Annotated in this window: 13 protein-coding genes and 1 tRNA gene; 8 read left to right on the top strand and 6 right to left on the bottom strand. The window is 63.9% G+C overall.

All coding sequences use genetic code 11. The features are described from left to right. Nucleotides 1-2: 2 nt before the first annotated feature. The 6 genes from KGJ62_02105 to KGJ62_02080 all read right to left on the bottom strand — a co-directional run bounded on the left by KGJ62_02105 (nt 3) and on the right by KGJ62_02080 (nt 8,789). Nucleotides 3-1,130, bottom strand: a complete 1,128-nt coding sequence (locus KGJ62_02105; GenBank protein ID MDE2125362.1) for a DegT/DnrJ/EryC1/StrS family aminotransferase — start codon at nt 1,128-1,130, stop codon at nt 3-5. Between the two features lie 98 nt (nt 1,131-1,228). Then, nucleotides 1,229-2,026: an NTP transferase domain-containing protein gene (locus KGJ62_02100; protein ID MDE2125361.1), complete on the bottom strand. Its 798-nt coding sequence runs from the start codon at nt 2,024-2,026 to the stop codon at nt 1,229-1,231. Nucleotides 2,027-2,174: 148 nt separating this feature from the next. Next, nucleotides 2,175-4,916: a valine--tRNA ligase gene (locus tag KGJ62_02095; protein MDE2125360.1), complete on the bottom strand. Its 2,742-nt coding sequence runs from the start codon at nt 4,914-4,916 to the stop codon at nt 2,175-2,177. A 441-nt stretch (nt 4,917-5,357) separates the two neighbouring features. Continuing rightward, the gene (locus KGJ62_02090) at nt 5,358-6,725 is read right to left on the bottom strand and encodes a hypothetical protein (GenBank protein MDE2125359.1); all 1,368 of its coding nucleotides are present in this window, start codon (nt 6,723-6,725) and stop codon (nt 5,358-5,360) included. A gap of 494 nt (nt 6,726-7,219) precedes the next feature. Beyond that, on the bottom strand, nt 7,220-8,671 hold the full coding sequence (locus KGJ62_02085) for a redoxin family protein (protein MDE2125358.1): 1,452 nt from the start codon (nt 8,669-8,671) through the stop codon (nt 7,220-7,222). A gap of 35 nt (nt 8,672-8,706) precedes the next feature. Further along, nucleotides 8,707-8,789: transfer RNA gene (locus KGJ62_02080), tRNA-Leu, on the bottom strand. A 94-nt stretch (nt 8,790-8,883) separates the two neighbouring features. Between KGJ62_02080 and KGJ62_02075 the strand changes: the two genes are divergently transcribed. The 8 genes from KGJ62_02075 to KGJ62_02040 all read left to right on the top strand — a co-directional run bounded on the left by KGJ62_02075 (nt 8,884) and on the right by KGJ62_02040 (nt 16,341). Next, nucleotides 8,884-9,363: a twin-arginine translocase TatA/TatE family subunit gene (locus KGJ62_02075; protein ID MDE2125357.1), complete on the top strand. Its 480-nt coding sequence runs from the start codon at nt 8,884-8,886 to the stop codon at nt 9,361-9,363. A 32-nt stretch (nt 9,364-9,395) separates the two neighbouring features. Beyond that, on the top strand, nt 9,396-9,692 hold the full coding sequence (locus KGJ62_02070) for a twin-arginine translocase TatA/TatE family subunit (GenBank protein ID MDE2125356.1): 297 nt from the start codon (nt 9,396-9,398) through the stop codon (nt 9,690-9,692). A 34-nt stretch (nt 9,693-9,726) separates the two neighbouring features. Further along, complete coding sequence (secG, locus tag KGJ62_02065; GenBank protein ID MDE2125355.1) at nt 9,727-9,969, top strand: preprotein translocase subunit SecG; 243 nt, start codon at nt 9,727-9,729, stop codon at nt 9,967-9,969. Between the two features lie 80 nt (nt 9,970-10,049). After that, complete coding sequence (locus tag KGJ62_02060) at nt 10,050-13,088, top strand: FtsW/RodA/SpoVE family cell cycle protein (GenBank protein ID MDE2125354.1); 3,039 nt, start codon at nt 10,050-10,052, stop codon at nt 13,086-13,088. 193 nt (nt 13,089-13,281) lie between these two features. Beyond that, entirely contained in the window at nt 13,282-13,506 is a 225-nt protein-coding gene (locus KGJ62_02055; GenBank protein MDE2125353.1) for a hypothetical protein, read from the top strand. Between the two features lie 22 nt (nt 13,507-13,528). Then, nucleotides 13,529-14,185 carry a hypothetical protein gene (locus tag KGJ62_02050; GenBank protein MDE2125352.1) on the top strand — a complete coding sequence of 219 codons (657 nt, stop codon included), beginning with the start codon at nt 13,529-13,531 and terminating at the stop codon, nt 14,183-14,185. 124 nt (nt 14,186-14,309) lie between these two features. Continuing rightward, nucleotides 14,310-15,284: a pentapeptide repeat-containing protein gene (locus KGJ62_02045; protein MDE2125351.1), complete on the top strand. Its 975-nt coding sequence runs from the start codon at nt 14,310-14,312 to the stop codon at nt 15,282-15,284. A gap of 79 nt (nt 15,285-15,363) precedes the next feature. Then, complete coding sequence (locus KGJ62_02040; protein MDE2125350.1) at nt 15,364-16,341, top strand: pentapeptide repeat-containing protein; 978 nt, start codon at nt 15,364-15,366, stop codon at nt 16,339-16,341. Nucleotides 16,342-16,597: the final 256 nt, after the last annotated feature.

Genomic DNA, 16,597 nt, shown 5'->3' with positions numbered 1-16,597 from the left:
ACCTACAGCGCGCCTCTCGAATGGAACTCGCGAATACACCGTGCCACGTACGCGATCTGATCCTCGGTGAGCTCAGGATGGACGGGCAGTGACAGAACCTGACGGGCGGCGCGCTCGGCAGCGGGAAACTCTGCTCCGGCACGGTTGAAACCGGCGTATGCCGGCATCTGGTGCAGTGGCCACGGATAGTAGATCTCCGTCGCAACGCCGCGCTGCTTCAAATACTCGCGCAGCGCCTCGCGTTGGGGGTGCTGGATGGTGTACTGGTGGAAGACATGGTGATTGCCGGGCTCTTCGCGCGGCAGAACGATCCCGAACTCCGCCGCGAACTCTGAGAGCAGCCGGGCGTAGAGCTCGGCATTTCTCCGCCGAAGGTCGTTCCACGTCTGCAAACGCGGCAACTTCGCGAGCAGCACCGCAGCCTGCAGCGCATCCAGACGGCTGCAGTAGCCGATCCGCTCGTAATGGTACTTGTGGTGCTCGGTTCCATGGCCGCGAAGGCTTACCAGCAGGGCGGCTAGCTCCGGGTCACTGGTCAACACCATTCCGCCATCGCCATACGCGCCAAGGTTCTTGCTGCAGTAGAAAGAGAGTACGGTGGCGTGACCCAGAGCCGCAATCGGAGCACCATGCTGCAGCGCGCCAACGGCCTGCGCCGAATCGTTCACCCACCGCAGGCCGTGCCGCTCAGAGATCGCCGCGAAAGCGCTCCTATCGGCCATCTGACCGTAGAGGTCCACAGGCAGCAGCGCGCGCGTGCGGGAGGTTATGGCTGACTCGATACCTTCGGGATTCAGGTTGAAGCTGCAGCCATCGATATCCACAAACACGGGAGTGGCGCCGAGCAAGGCGATTGCCTCCGATGTGGCGCCAAAGCTGAACGGCGTGGTGATCACCTCATCGCCGGGCTGGATGCCGCAGGCCTTGAGCGAGAGCATCAGTGCATCGGTACCGGAGGCGACAGCCACTCCGTATTGAGCGCCGCAATCGGCGGCGATCCGCTCTTCCAGCTGCGCTACCACCGGTCCGCCACTGAAGACGGCGCTCTCGATCACCGAAACAATCGCGGTGTCGATCTCCTCCTTCAGCTCCAGATACTGCGCATGCAAGTCCGCAAAAGGAACTTTCAAACCATCCTCCACCTCGCCGGCCGGAGCCTTATAGTACCCGGCACTCGCGGCAGGAGCCGAGACCTCCGCAGCACGCCGAGGCGCGCGCAGCCGCGATGTCAGCCGCCAGGCGCAAGAAGCCGGGCAGCCTCTTCGCGCGCGCGACCGCCGGCAGCCTCATCCTGCATCGCGTGGCGCACAAACGCGGCTAGGTAACCATCGAACGCGCCGGTATCCAGACGTTCCTCACCACTCCGCAGCGGGACGGCCCACACCGGCGGTCCTTCGTGCGCCGTCGTAGCGATAGCTTCCGTAAGGTTCGTCTCGCCACGAAAGTCGGGCGTCTGGGCGCGGAGCGCCGTATAGATCCCCGGGCCCACAATGAAGCGGGCGGACACCGCAAAGTTTGAGGGGGCTTCCAACGGCATCGGCTTCTCGACCAGGCCGCTCAGCAGAAACGGGTCGGCAGCCGACACCACGTCCATGGGACGTACGATGCCGTAGCGGCTCACGTGCTCGGCCGGCACGACTTCCACCAGCACCACCGCGCCGGCGCCGTTCGCGGAATAGCAGCGCTGCATCCGGAGAAGCGGCGGCTCCGCACTTCCGGCAGCGATGACGCAGTCGCCAAACGCCACCACCACCGGCTCGCCCGCCGCCCACTCCTCGGCCCGGAGCACCGCGTCGCCTGATCCGCGCGGCTCCGGCTGCACCGCGTACTCCAGCTCTACGCACTCACCGCCCTCCTCCCGCCAGCTACTGCCAAGCGCCGCCTGAATCTGCGGCTTCTGCGGCGACACGATGATCAGCACGCGCCGCACGCCGGCAGTCGCTAGTTCGGCAAGCACCACCTGAAGCACAAGCCGGCGCCCCAGCGGAAGCAGCTCCTTGGGCGTGGTCAAGGTAAGCGGGCGCATACGGGTTCCGAGGCCGGCTGCCGGAATGACAGCGCGTGTTACCGGATAAGTACCGTCGATGGCAGGATCCTTCCCGGCGCCTCTAGACCGGCGCTCGCGGAAGCGCTCATGCGAACGGAGCCGCTACCGCCTCTCAACCGGCGCCACTTCACGTGGAATGCCCGGTCCGCTGCAGTTCCAGCTTTTCGCGCTTCAGCATCCACGCCGCCAGCCGGTCGCGCTCGGTCTGCACCACCTCGGGCTTTGCGCGCTCAACAAAGTTGGCGTTGGCAAGCATGCCCTCGCAGCGCGCTATCTCGCGCTCGGCCTCCTCGAGCTCGCGCCCGATGCGCGCCTGCTCTTTTGCCAGATCGACTCCGCCGGCGGTCTCTACAAATACCTCACCAGCCTTCACCGGTATGGAGGACCAACCGTCACCACCAGACTGCGGCGAGGTGGCGCTTACGACGAAGTCCTCAAGGCGCGCCAGTGGCCTGATGAACCGGGCGCACACCTCAAGCCGTACGCCCTCAGCCGCTCCCAACGGCACGATGGCCGCCCTGAGACGCGCGCCGGGCGCAATGCCGAGCTCCGACCGCATATTTCGAATGGCTCGTATGGTGTCAAGCGCCGACTCCATGACCAGCTCCGCCTCAGGGTCAATCTGAAACTCGCCGGCAGCCGGCCACGATGCCTGCGCCAGCAGCGCGGGCATCTCAGCGGCTTGTGGCGCGGCTTCGCGGAGGTGCTGCCATATCGCTTCGGTTACGAACGGGATGAAGGGATGCATCATGCATAGGCTTGCTCGCAGCACCGACAGCGCCTCTGCGCGGGCCGTTTCGGCCTCGGCGCCGACCTCCCTCATCCGGGGCTTTATAATCTCCAGATACCAGTCGCAGTAGTCGTTCCACAGGAACTTCCAGAACGCTCGGACGGCATCGTCCAGGTTGCAGCTCTCCAGGTTTTCATCAACCGCCTGCAGGCAGCCGGCCAGCCGCGAGCGTATCCACCGGTCCTCGATCTGCGCCGGCTCCCGACTCGGCGCGGCAGCGGGACCTGAATCGGGCCGGACCAAAATGAAGCGCGCGGCATTCCATAGCTTGGTGCAGAAGTTGCGCGCGCTCTCCACATTGGCCTCGCCAAAGCGGATATCCTGATTCATGCCGGCCTGATGGAGAAGCCCGAGACGCACAGCATCGGCGCCAAACCGATCCACAAGGTCCAGTGGATCGATACCGTTACCTTTGCTCTTGCTCATCCGCTGGCCGCGCGCATCCAGCACGGTTGCATGCACATAAACGCGCCGGAACGGAATCACCCCGCGCGTGCCGTCGGGCGCAGGCAGGCTCTCCTCCTCCTTCACGGCGCCCTCAGGGCGGTGCACAAGGTTCAAGCCACTCATCATCATGCGGGCCACCCACAGGTAGAGAATCTCCTGGGCGGTGGAGAGCAGGTCGGTGGGATAGAAGGCCCGCAGGTCGGCCGTATCGCTCGGCCAGCCAAGCGTCGCCTGAGGCCAGATGCCGCTTGAGAACCAGGTATCCAGCACATCTTCGTCCTGCCACACATCCTGCGTTCCCAACGCCTCCTCGGCCGCCGCGCGGCTCCGCGCAAACGTGTGCCGTCGGCCGCCTTCCAGCGTCCACCAGACCGGAATCCGGTGGCCCCACCAAAGCTGCCGGCTGATACACCACGGCCGGATATTCTCCAACCACTGAAGGCAGATAGCCGCGTACCGTTCGGGAACGAACCGTACCTTCGCTTGCCGGACTGCCTCTATGGCCGGCCCTGCGAGCTCCTTCATATCCACGAACCACTGTTCCGAGAGCAGAGGCTCCACGACAACGCCGGAGCGGTCGGATATCGGCGTCTGGATGGTGTACGGTTCGGTTTTCTCCAGCAGTCCCAGTTGCCGCATCTGCTCCACGACCCGGCTGCGCGCCTCGAACCTGTCGAGGCCGGCGAACTCCTGCCCGGCCGCATCGGTCATACGACCGTCGGGGCCGATCACCGTGATCTGCGCCAGATCGTGCCTCAGGCCGCACTCAAAGTCGTCGAGGTCGTGCGCCGGCGTTACCTTCACGGCGCCGGACCCAAATTCGGGCCGCGCATAGGCATCGGCAATCAGTGGGATATCGCGATCGGTCAGAGGCAGCCGAATGAGGCGCCCGAAGAGCGGCCGATAGCGCGGGTCATCGGGATTGGCGGCTACGGCGGTGTCGCCCAGCATCGTCTCGGGACGCGTGGTGGCGATGGTCACCGATCCGCTGCCATCAGCAAAGGGGTACCGGAAATGGTAGAGGCTGCCCTCGCGGGGCTCGGTAAAGACCTCGATGTCGGAAACTGCTGAGCGGTACTGTACGTCCCAGTTCACCACCCGCGCGCCGCGGTAGATCCAGCCGCGCCGGTACCAGCTCTCGAACTCAGTCAGGATGGCATCCACGTAGCTCTCATCCATGGTGTACCGGGCGCGGCTCCAGTCGTAGGAGCAGCCCATCCGTTCCATCTGATGGTAGATGCGGGCGCCATACTGTTCTCGCCATTGCCGGCACCGCTCGATGAACTTCTCGCGGCCCAGCTCCACACGCGAAGTGCCCTCGGCTTCGAGTGCGCGCTCCACTACTGCTTGTGTGGCGATGCCGGCATGATCGGCGCCGGGCAGGCCGAGTGCGCGGAAGCCCCGCATGCGCTTCCACCGGATCAATGCATCCTGAATGGAGTGGTTGATGGCGTGGCCCATGTGGAGGCTGCCCGTGATGTTCGGCGGCGGCGTGGTGATGCAGTAGGTTGGCCCGTCGCCTTCGGCGGGAGCGAACAGGCCGGAAGTGCGCCACGCTTCGTAGAGGAGTGGCTCCTCCGTTTGCGGCGCCCAGGCCTTCGCCATGCCTTCCGTAAACTCGTTTTGCTCCATGGTTTCCACGCTCTCCCGCGTCGCCGGCCAGACGCAAAAAACGCACCCGAAACGCTCCTTCAGCAAGAAGGGCGCGACGGATGCGTTCGCGCGGTACCACCTTCATTCCCCCTCAGGGCGGCATCGGCGCCTTCAGGGCTCAAAAGCGCTCTAACGGGCGCAACGCGGCACGACCTGACGCAGCGCGCTCGGCCGGCGGCTCCGGGGCGACGTTCGGCAGCCCGCCTGCCGGGAGGATTTCACCATTCCCTCCCTCTCTGCGGCGCGCAACTACCTACTCTTCCCCTTCACAGCCACAAAATCCTGACGAATTGTCTCGTCAGAATACCACATCGCGGATTGCCGCGATGGCTGATCGAACAGCGACCGGGTAGCGGGATGGCGTGCCATGGGCGAACACCGACCACGGTACGCCACCCGCATCCATGGGGTTCCGCTGCGCTACGGAATCAGGTCAATGTTGGCATAGCGCCGCCAGCCGCCGAATGTGGCCTTCAGGGTCACCGGAGTATCCACCGTTACACTGGTGGAGTGTGCCACAAACCGGCCGCTGGTCTGCCCGGCGTAGATCAGCACAGCCGTTGAGTAGATGCCGGTGCCAAAGTTCACCTTGGCGTTGTATGTGGTTACGGTGACGCTCATATCAAATGGCGCCGGCGCGTCCAGAGTGACGGTCCCGGCGATCGTGTTGCCGCCGACCACACTGGGCGAATCGGTCGTCAGCGAGTTGATGATCACCGGTATCGCCAGGAACGCGGCCTCCTTCTGCTGGTAGTAGCCGTAGCCCACAATAGCGCCGTAGTCGTTCAGCGCCGTTGCGCTCACGAGCCGCCATCCGCTGTTGTTCTCCACCAGTGAGTTCAGGTCGGTCATCGATCCGTTCGATGGATTGGTGATGTCACCCGACCAGAGAAACGCGTGCAAGCCGGACTGGCCGACTACAAACCCACTTGCCGTGTTGATGGCTCGTGCCGTGCTGGTTACGGTATGCGGCAGGAAGCCAAGCGGGCCGTAAACCGCGAGCGTGATGCCATCCCACGCAAAGGCCTCACTTTCACCGCTGACGCTGTTGTTTTCGTACCCAACCACCGCGTCCGAGTCATCTATCCCGTTGGCGCCGGAGGGGTTTGCGTACGTTACCGCTCCAAGGGTTTCGCCGGGCAGGTTATGCCCGGCTTGGCCATACCGTGCGAACAGGGCAGAGTATGGGCTTGATGCCTCCCACACGCCGCAGACATCCTCAAGCACGTTGGATGTGCCCGTGAACGCCACGTTAGTGCTGTAGTAGAAATAGGATCCAATCGCGGTATTGATGTCGAAGCCATCGAATCCGAGCGGCGTCGTGCTGGCTGACTGAAGCGTACCAGCAGCTAGGGCGTCGTCATTTATCGCCAGGAGCTGGCTTGGGTAGCCGGAGCCGGACGCCGCGGCGATTAAGTCCACGGGGTTGTACACGGTTCCCAGATAAGTGGCTGGGTTCCAGATGAAGGGATCCACCGCGGCGCTCACGGTGCTGTTCCAGCCGGTTCCGGCGATCTGCCCCAGGTTGTTGATGGCAAATGCGCTCGTACGTGTACTGGAGTCGTAGTGGTACGACGGCACGCCCGGCATCCACAGGAAGCCCTTATTGAAGCTGTCGTTCCCAACCACCTGGTAATCATCGTTGACACCGGTGGCGTAAGCATGTGTGCTGCCGGCCGGGTTGATGTTGATGACGGAGTAGAGCGGCTGCTGCGCCGCCGTCCGAAGCTGACTGCCGATCGCTGCAACCGCAATCGCTGCGACGAGGGTAACGATTCGAAGTCTCATGGTATTTGACACCTTCCTGGGTGTGATTCAGACTGAGCCCTCGCCCCATGGGAGGGCCGGCACGCGGTACAGCGCTGCTTTTCGCCGCCGCATGTCGATGTTCCTCCGGTGGCACCGGCGCCGGGGAATACAGCGGCGGCACGGTTTCACCGGTGATGCCGGCCGCAGGCATCAGCCCGAAGCGGGCGCTCCTGCGGCCACGCTGGCAGGCTAGCGGTCCGCCATATCCATGCGGCAGGCGAAGGATTGGGTACTGCCGCCGGAACTGATGATGTTGATCGAGCAGATTGCCGGCGCCTGACAGTTTGGCCGGAGCTGGATACGGATAGTAGCTGCAGCGGTCACGGCGGCGAGTGCGGTGACCCGATGTTTCGTGGGCTCTCACACGTTCCTGAGCGGAATCGAGGCTCGACCGTCGTGACGGTGAGCGGGTCCGCGCCCTGGCGCTGCGATTCCTCCGTTTGCAATTCGCGCAAACCGTGAGGCGTTGCCCGTCAGCCGGATGGAGGCAGCACCGGCACCTGAACGCTGCTGCCACCACCGGCAAGCAGAACCTCGCCCTGCCATGGAGCACTGCGACGCTGCAGCATCTTCACGGTCAGCGCGGAGCCATCCCTGGAAAGCGACGCGGAAATCGCAGCCGGGCTGCGCCGCAAGCTCAATCGCGCCAGCCGAGCGGCAGGACCGAGCAATCGCAGCCTGTACGTCTGCGAAGCACTCCAGGGGCGCAGTCGCACATACGCCGGCAGCGCCGCGATCGGTCCGGCACGGTTGCCGGCAAGCACCGCCTCCGCGGTCACACGGCGCCAATGCCCGCCGGCCAACGCCTCTTCCAACCAGAACGCACCAACCACCATGCCGCCGGGCGCCGATGCCGGCATCGTCAACCGCCAGGCGCCGGCGTGCCCGCCGGGAGGCGGCTCTACCTTGACCCATGGGTTGGAGCACACGCCACGGAGTACTGCTGCACGTAGACGTGCTCCGAGAGTGACCTGGGTCACACCGACCTCTGAACTGCCCGCGGCTCCGTTCATCGCCACCAACAACGGGACAAATGAGGCTGCTGGACGTGTGGCGCCGCTCAGCACCAGCGTGGCGTAGGGCGCCGATCCTGCACCGGACTCTACAAGAACTGCCTTCCAGAACGGACCGCCGGTCAGCGCCAGTGCATCCAGATGCACAAGGATCTTCGCCGACGCACCGGGCAGAAGCGTCATTGGGCCGTCTGGCACGGCGCTCGAAAACCGCGCGGTGATACACGAGCAGGACGGCGCTAGCCTTAGCAGTTCGGGCCGCGCCGTTCGATTGGTGATCGTGAACGAACGGGAGACCACCGGCATGGCCAGAGCGTCCACGGCGCCGAGTACGGTGCGCACCACGCCGCCCGGCTGCGTCACCGTTCCGGCTTCACCATGCACCGCTAACCCCGTCGCGCCGTCGCCGGATTGCTTTGCCGCGCTCAGTAAAGCCAGCGCTCTTCCCGCAATGAGGGCCGGAGCGGCCGTGCGCGGCGCATCATCCGCGCCGTTGTTCGTATAGAGTATTCTGCCACCCGCGCTGAGTACAAACACGCGCGGGCAGAGCAGTGCGTGGTAGCTGGAGGCAACGCGGAGGGATGGGTCCGGCAGTATCAACGCCGGCAAGCCCGTATCGCTGGCAAAGCGGCGGGCCGCCGGCGCATCGCCGGCAAATACGACGGCTGTCGTCGTTCCGGGCGGAGCAAGCCTCATCCGCCGCCGCCAGGAGGCTGCCGCGGCGTGGCACCATGGACAGCCGCAGAAAAACCAGAGCACAGCGGGATGCCCGGCAAGCGTTCGAATGGAGACCTCGGCACCTGTGGTGGACGTCAGCCGGAATGCCGGCGCCGAACCGGCCGGCCCAGCGACGGGATGCTGCGAGGATGACGAAACAGCCGCGAGCAGTGCAAAGAGTCCGAAAAGCGGCACGGACCGGCAGATCACGATGGGGCAAACGGCAAGGATGCCCAGGAGAGGAGTTGAACCTCCAAGCCCTTGCGAGCACTAGAACCTGAATCTAGCGTGTTTGCCATTTCACCACCTGGGCAGGCGGCGCCAACGAAGGCCGCGCCCGAAAAGTATACAGGGTGGGGTACTATCTGTCAAGTGTCTGTAACCGTCTCTGGCACGAGAGTGGAGTAATGCTCGCCTTTTTCGACAGCCCGATCCAGCTTGTGGTGGTAATGATCGTGCTGCTGCTTGTGTTCGGACCGCAAAAGCTGCCCGAAATCGGCCAGCAGCTCGGCAGAGCGCTGCGTGAATTGAAGAAGGTTACACACGAGTTCAGCAGTTCGCTCACCAGCGAGGAGCCGTGGGACGCCCATCGCGATACTCCCTCGTGGCAGCACGATCCGTATGCCGATGGTCATGGCGGGACCAGTGACGAGCAGCCACGTACCGAATCGTGGCGCGGGCTGGAGAGCGGCAGCGAGTATGAGCCGTGGCAGCCCGGGCAGATAGCGCCGCCGGTAAACAGTCACGGCGCGCCGCTCGGCGACTATGCCAGCCCGGCGCTGGCCGATCCCGATGAACCCTTCGGAGCCGAGCACCGCACAACGGCGCCTGCCACGCCGCCGGCGCCCGTCACGAACAACCCGCCGACCGGCGCCGTGCCACGGTAGTCTGCAGCGCCACCGGGCGGAAAGATCTCAATATGTTACCACTGGCGTTTCTCACTAACCCAACAGAATGGTTTATTATCGCGGCCGTGGTGCTGCTCCTTTTCGGCGGCACCAAAATCCCTGAGATGATGCGCGGACTCGGTCAAGGCATGCGCGAGTTCAAACACGGCATGCGCGAAGAAGACGACGAACTGAAGCGAGACCGCGAGGCACGCAATGCTGCTGCGCCGGCCCCGCCGCCACCGGCAAACGCCACGGAGGCCGAGATCGAGCGGCGCGTGCAAGAGCGTCTGAAACAGGAGCGAGACAAACAGGCGCCCAGCGCCTGAACGCCGGAGTCCCAAGGCCCGGAACACCCCTTCTATGCACTATCTCTACATCCTTCTGCTCGCCACGCAGTTCTGCAGCGGGCTCATCCTTATCGTAATCGTAGCAACACTGGAGAGCAAGAACGAAGGCCTTACCGGCCAGATCGGCTCAACCGTTGCTTCCTCTTTCAAGGGCAAAGTCGGCCGCGAAGAGCGTATGAACAACCTTACGCGCCGCATCGCCACCGTCTTTATGGTGGTATCCATTCTGGTGGCCGTCGGCGCAAATCGCTGGTAGCTGTTTGCAAGGTGTCGCCCGGAAGGTGAAGCCGGCGGGGCCGCGCCTTCGTACTATCCGGCAGTCGACACGACAGCCGGATGGATGGCACGCTGAAACCTCGCAAACAGACCGGTATCGGCGCCGAGGCGCTGCTCTCCATCGCTGCGTGCGCGGTGGTGCTCGTCGGCGCCTTGCTGGCGCTTGCCGCAGGGTTGGCCACCGGTCCCGGTCGCGGCGCAATTGATGTAAATACGGCCTCTGCGGTTCAGATTTCCACCGCACTTTCCATTCCACCAGCCGCGGCAGCGGCGGTGGTGGCCGCACGTGAGAACCGTGGCAGTTTCCCGGCCGACGATGCGGCGCTGCTCATCATCCGCAAGAGCAGCCCGGCTGACGTTCCGCCCGCAAGGCTTATCGTTGTGCGCACAGCCACACAGGTTGCCGTGCCATTCCTCACCGCATTTGGTCTACTGGCGCTGGTATTTGTGGTTGGACCGTGGCTGCTGCCCAAAGAGAACCGCGGCGACCCGTTTCTGTTTCCACTGGCGCTGCTGCTCTCCGGCCTTGGCGCTGTGATGCTCTTCTGCGTCAAGGATCCGTTTCGTGACCGCGAAGTATATCTGCACCAGATGCTTGCAATGGTCGCGGCGCTGGCGGCATTCGTATGCGCCACTCGCATGAGCGCCACGTTCCGCGATTCCCTCCGCCGCACCGGATACGTCTCGGTGCTTATTGCTTTCTTGCTGGCGATTGCGTTACTGCTATTCGGGCACGGCCCCGGCGGAATCCGCCTTGACCTGCTGGGCGTTCAGCCCGTGGAGGCGATCAAGATTCTAGTGGTCCTCTCTGCAGCCGCGTATCTGGCCACCCACAGCCGCAGCCTGGCTGCCATGGAAGGGCGGCATGGCATGGGTTTAAGGTTTCAGGATGCCGCTCCGCCCGCCGTGATGTTTGGTGTGGCGCTGGGTATGTTTCTCATACTCCGCGATCTGGGGCCTGCCCTGCTGCTGTTCGGCGCCGGTATGGCGCTCTTCTATGTGGCCACGGGGCGCTCTGCATTTCTCGCGTTCGGCCTCGCGCTGGCCGTGGGCGGCGCACTTTTGGCCTACCAGAGCCATGTGGGCGTGTTCTCGATGCGCGTCGACATGTGGCTGCATCCGTGGCACAATCGGTACCGGAATGGGCTGCATCTGGCGCAGTCGTATTGGGCAATAGCCACCGGTGGAGTCGAGGGCTGCGGGCTTGGACTCGGCCTCTCGGCGGTTCTGCCGAGGGCAGGCTCCGACATGGCGCTGGCCAGCTGGTGTGAACAGACCGGCCTGGTCGGTGCGTTCAGCATCATCGTGCTCTTTGCAGTGCTTTTGTGGCGCGGCCTGCGAATTGCGGAGCAAGCGGCTACGGAGTACGACCGGCTGCTCGCGGCCGGCTTCGCTCTTCTTGCCGGTCTGCAGGCGCTGCTGGTGTCGGCCGGCGTCACAGGCGCGGCGCCACTTACCGGTGCGCCGCTTCCATTTTTTGCATATGGCGGCACCGCACTGGTCGCATCCTGGTTCATGCTCGGCGTGCTGTATTCCATATCGCGGAGACCGGCGCGCCGGCCGTCGGCCGGCGCCGGCAGCTCCGGGGCGCCTGTCAAACTGCTCGCCATTTCAATCGGTGGTCTGCTTGTGCTGGGCATCGGCCTGCTGCGCTTAGGCGAGCTATGCACGTTCGGAGCCGACTCGGCTGCTGCGCGAGCCGCGGTTACGCCGGATGCCGACGGCGTTCTGCGCCCACATCGCAACCCACGAATCCTGGCGGTGGAGCGGATGACGCCGCGCGGCAGCATCTACGATTCCCAGGGGCGCGTCATCGCAACATCCAGCGTGGCGGAAGCCGCCGCTACCGGACTGCCTGGCGCAGCGGCGGCCGTGCGTCGTGCCGGCCGTTTCTACCCATACGGAGCTGCGCTGGCGCATCCGGTTGGCTTCTATTGCGCATCAACGGGCGCCGCTTCGGGACTCGAGGAGCGCTACAACGGCACACTGCGAGGATGGAACTCCGATGCGCAGGCGCTGCAGATCTGGCGCAATCGCGCTCTGCCGGGCAGCCACACGCTGCATGGCAGCGCGCTGCGTCTCACGCTGGATGCCGATTTGCAGAAAGCGATCTGGGAGTCGGCCACTAAACTCGATGCAGCATCCGGAACCTCCGGCATCGCCTTCACCATGCTCAACGCCAGAACAGGCGCCGTCATCGCCTCCGTAAGCCTGCCTGCGTTCGATCCAAACGCCGCGGCAGCCGGCCGCCAAACCGGAGCTTCCGCAGTCGCGGCTGCAACGCTGGATCGCGCCGTGAACGGCCTCTATCCGCCAGGGTCCACGTTCAAGATTGCCACTGCAGCGTACATGCTCTCGCAACTGCCGGCGATGGAGGCACGGCGCATCCTCTGCAACCGCGTGAGCGGCCGGCTCCGCTGGAGTTATCGCGGCGCCGTCTACAGCCGATCCAACATCCACGACGATCCGGGCGACCCGGCATTCGGATCCATCGGCATCTCGACGGCGTTTCGCGTCTCGTCCAACATCTACTTTGCAACGCAGGCTTCCCGGTTTCCGCCGGATTCCTTTCGGAGTTTTCTCCAGTCTGCGCTAAGGTTTCACCACGTGCCGCCTGAGCCGGAATTTGCGGCCAATCTGGCGGATATTGGCTACGGGCAGGGCGCCATGGTGGTGACGCCGCTGGAGCTGGCTCGGCTGTGTGCCGCCACTGCCAACGGAGGGATGATGCCCGCGCCGAAGATGCTGGCGGCGTCTGAAGTCGGAGGCAGTTGGGTGGCGCCTGCGGTCACACCTGCTCGAACGGCATTCAGCGTAGCCACAGCCGGCCAGATAGTGCGCCTGATGCGGAGCGTGGTCACCGGAGGTACAGCACGAGGCGATTTTGGCGGGATCGGGCTTACGGTCGCGGGCAAAACCGGCACGGCACAGACCGGCTCCGGACCGCCGGACTCGCTCTTTGTGGGTTTCGCGCCGTATCCGCCCGATGCCGGGAGCGCTGCTTTTGCGTGCGTGGTGGAGCACGGCGGATACGGGCGTGGAGCGGCAGCGAGCTTATGCCGCAAAGCGCTGCAGACATGGCGAGCGGAACCGCCGTAGATCATCACGCTCACATCGACGGCAGTGCGCCGACGAGCAGCTGTACGGTCGGCCAGCAAACGCGGCGCCCGACGCCGGCGTGGCCGGAGAGGAAGGGCCGGAGCTCGAGGAAGAGCTGCCCGCGCTCGTGCAGCAGGATCATCATGTAATATCCAGACCCATCCGCGATGCGCTGGAGAAGGTTGGCGGCGAGATGGAGACCCAGTTTAAACGCAACGACAAGAATTACATCGTCGGTGCAGTAAACAAGGCGGCCCACTGGGGTTATCAGACCTGGCACCGTGAGATTGACAAGGAGGTGGTTGACTGGATCCTCGCGCACCCGGACGCACCGGCGAACGAATTGCGGACGCTTCTCCGGGAGATCTACTCCCGCCCTGGCGTGTCGTGGCGCTTTCCGGGGTACAAGGTCCCTTGAGCACCGTGAAGGAAAAGTAGCAATGGTGCGTAATAACACGACGCCGGAATTCTACGTAATCGACCGGGGGGAACTACTGTTCGGCAGCAAGTACGGTTGGGGCGAGACCGAGGAACCGAAGATTTGGGGGGTCAGGGGCCTGTACGAGAAGTGCCCTGTGTGCGGAACTGGCATGGGCCTGCGGCCGTGGCTGCCGCCTCAGAATCTCAGCCTGCATGGCCGCATGTTCCCCGACTTTATGCTCGGCCACGGCGTCGATCTTATGCTCTCGCGGCCTGCCCTGGAACTGTACGACAAAAAGGGGTGGACTGGCATCGTGCACCGGGATCCGCCAGCGCATATCGTACGTGTGCGTCGAAAGAAGCCCGAGAGTCTGCAAGTTGAGCTGCCCGAGTACAGCAACGTGTGGAATACCCGGTTGGGCGCCAACCTCGACGATGAAGCATCCGGCGCCGTTCGGCGGGCGGTGCGGTGCGCCTACTGTCGCCAGTCCACCGACGCTATCGAAAGGGTCGTGCTTCAGGCGGGTTCGTGGAACGGCGCGGACATTTTCGCTGCGCGCGGCCTGGGCGGCACCACGCTGGTAAGCCGAAGGTTCGTGGAGGGCATGGCCGAGGCGGGCTTGACCGGAGTTGTGGTTCTCGCACCGGAGGATTACTCGTTCTCCTTTGCCGTCTGAACGCGTGCCAGGCTGCGTCCGCGTCGTGCGATGATTCCCCCCGTGCTAAGGGTTCGCCGATGAGGTGTCAAAATACAGCCACCAGTTCGGTGCCGGCATTCTGATCCACTACTGACACCTAAACATGGATAACAAACTCGCAATCTGGGAGGGGATGAAATCGGGCCGGGACCTCAGCGGACTGAAGGAGGAACTCGTCAATGGCCGGCTCGACATGCGTGGCCTCAAGCTGGCCGAGCCCTCCGTCGTTAACGTCCAGGAAATCGAAGGCGTAGAAGTGGGTGAGCTCACGTGGTACACGGAGCTTGAGCGATTCCACTGGAACGGCATCGACTACACCGGTTCCACCCTCCCGGCCCTGTACCTCATCAACGGGACTGTTGAGGATTGCGTGTTCGATGATTGTGTGTTTCACGACCTGCGCGTATGGGGCACGCGGCTCGAGAACGTCAGTTTCCGCAGGGCAAATCTGCGGGGCGCTGCGCTCGGCACCATGGAGGACGGCTACTGCGACACGTACGTGAATGTCGACTTCACCCAGGCTGACCTGCGCCGGGCGTTTTCGCACAAATCTACATTTACCAACTGCATCTTCAGAAATACCCGACTCAGGAAGGTCGAGTTTTGGGGCAGCAATTTTATCGATTGCGTCTTTGAAGGTGAACTGCGCGAAGTGATCTTCGCGCGCGATGCCTGGCCACCCGGCGAGTTTCCTCCAAACGAGATGATCAACGTCGATTTGCGGAAGGCGCAACTGCGCTGGTGTGATTTCAGGCGCCTCGACCTGGGCCGGGTGCTGTTTCCCGAAGATTGCGCGCATTTTATCCTAAACCGATACCCGGAAACGCTGACTCGCCTCATCGCACACTACCGCCCTCGTCGAGAACTCGCCTGGCGCCGAGTGGTCACGATGTGCGAACACGATCTCGGGTGGACCGGCGACCGGCAGCGTTTTGCTGTCTGGAACAACCAGGATATCGTCGATCGGGCTGGTGAAGACGGCCTCAACGAGATTCTCGACCTGCTGCGCAGCTGGGGCGTATTGCGCACCGCGCAGGAAGTGAATGCCATGGACCCGAAGGACCGGCTGCTGCCGTAGGCGGGCATGGGCGCGGTCAAGCGCGCCATAACGGAGGGCTAGCCGGCCGCACTGCATCCGCCCTGGATACTTGTCTGCAATGAACGAAATCCAGTTCGAGATCTGGAACAGGCTCGTAAGCGGCGAGAGCCTGGATGGGCTCAACCCCGCCCGGATCGACGGGCGGATTGACATGCGCACGATCAGGGTGGCAGAGCCGATTGTAACCCGAACGCTCCAAACACCAATCGGCGAGGCGCGGGTCCTCAGCGGCCTGACGATCATTCGAAACGGTTCCTGGCGCGAACTCGACTTCACGGGCGCAACCCTGCCCGGGTTGAGGCTCTACTATACGACCGTCCGCGATTGCAAGTTCGACGAGTGCCAACTCGACCGCCTTCGCATGTGGGCGACCGATTTTAGGAACGTCAGCTTCCAGCGAGCCGATTTGCGGGGCGCCGTGATGGGAGCCGCGGTCGACGGCCGCGGAGATACGTACCATGCCGTCGATTTCACCGGCGCCGACCTGCGCAACACGATCCATGGCGACAGCGCTTTTGTCAACTGCCTGTTCAGCGACACCCGGCTGACGAGGGTGCATTTTCGCGGCAGCAACTTCACCGATTGCGTATTTGACGGAGAGCTGCGCGAGGTGATATTCAGCCGCGACGGCTTGTACCCTGGCAAGTACCCTCCAAACGAGATGATCAACGTCGATTTGCGAAAGGCGCAACTGCGCTGGTGCGAATTCAGGAGCCTTGACATGGACCGCGTGCTCTATCCCGAGGACGATGAGCACGTTGTCATTGATGAGTACAGCGGTACGCTTGAGCGATTGATTGCTCATCTTGAATCGGACGGTGGTGCGGCGGCAGGCGGCCTTGCCGCCGCCTACAAGAACAAGCTGAGGTGGTCCGGCCGACATCAGCGTTACGGCGTCCTCAACCGCCGGGATGCTGCCGATTGTGTCGGCGTCGACAGTGCCGGACAGCTCATCGACCTGCTTGACGGCTGGGGCGTATTGCGCGCCACGCAGGAAGTAAACGCCATGGACCCGAAGGACCGGCTGCTGCCGTAGGCGGGCATGGGCGCGCGAAGGCTGGCGCGCTCGCGCCGGGCTTGCCGGCCGCGCGGTCCTGGCAGAGTTACCGCATCCGCATCGGAATCCGGGCGGCGACGGCCTGTTGAAGGCGTTTGCCCGCGCTTTGTAAGCATACGCATTGCGCCGGCGCCGCCGCGCTGATATTGGCGTCCCTCGGCCGGACCTCCCGGCTTCGGCCCGCCTGACGTTGCGGCGGTGCTGCAGCCTCGCCATTGCGCCGCCCCGATCCTGT

It is taken from the genome of Armatimonadota bacterium, from assembly GCA_028871815.1.
Taxonomy (GTDB): domain Bacteria; phylum Armatimonadota; class Chthonomonadetes; order Chthonomonadales; family Chthonomonadaceae; genus REEB205.
This window is presented reverse-complemented; position numbering and strand designations above follow the sequence as displayed.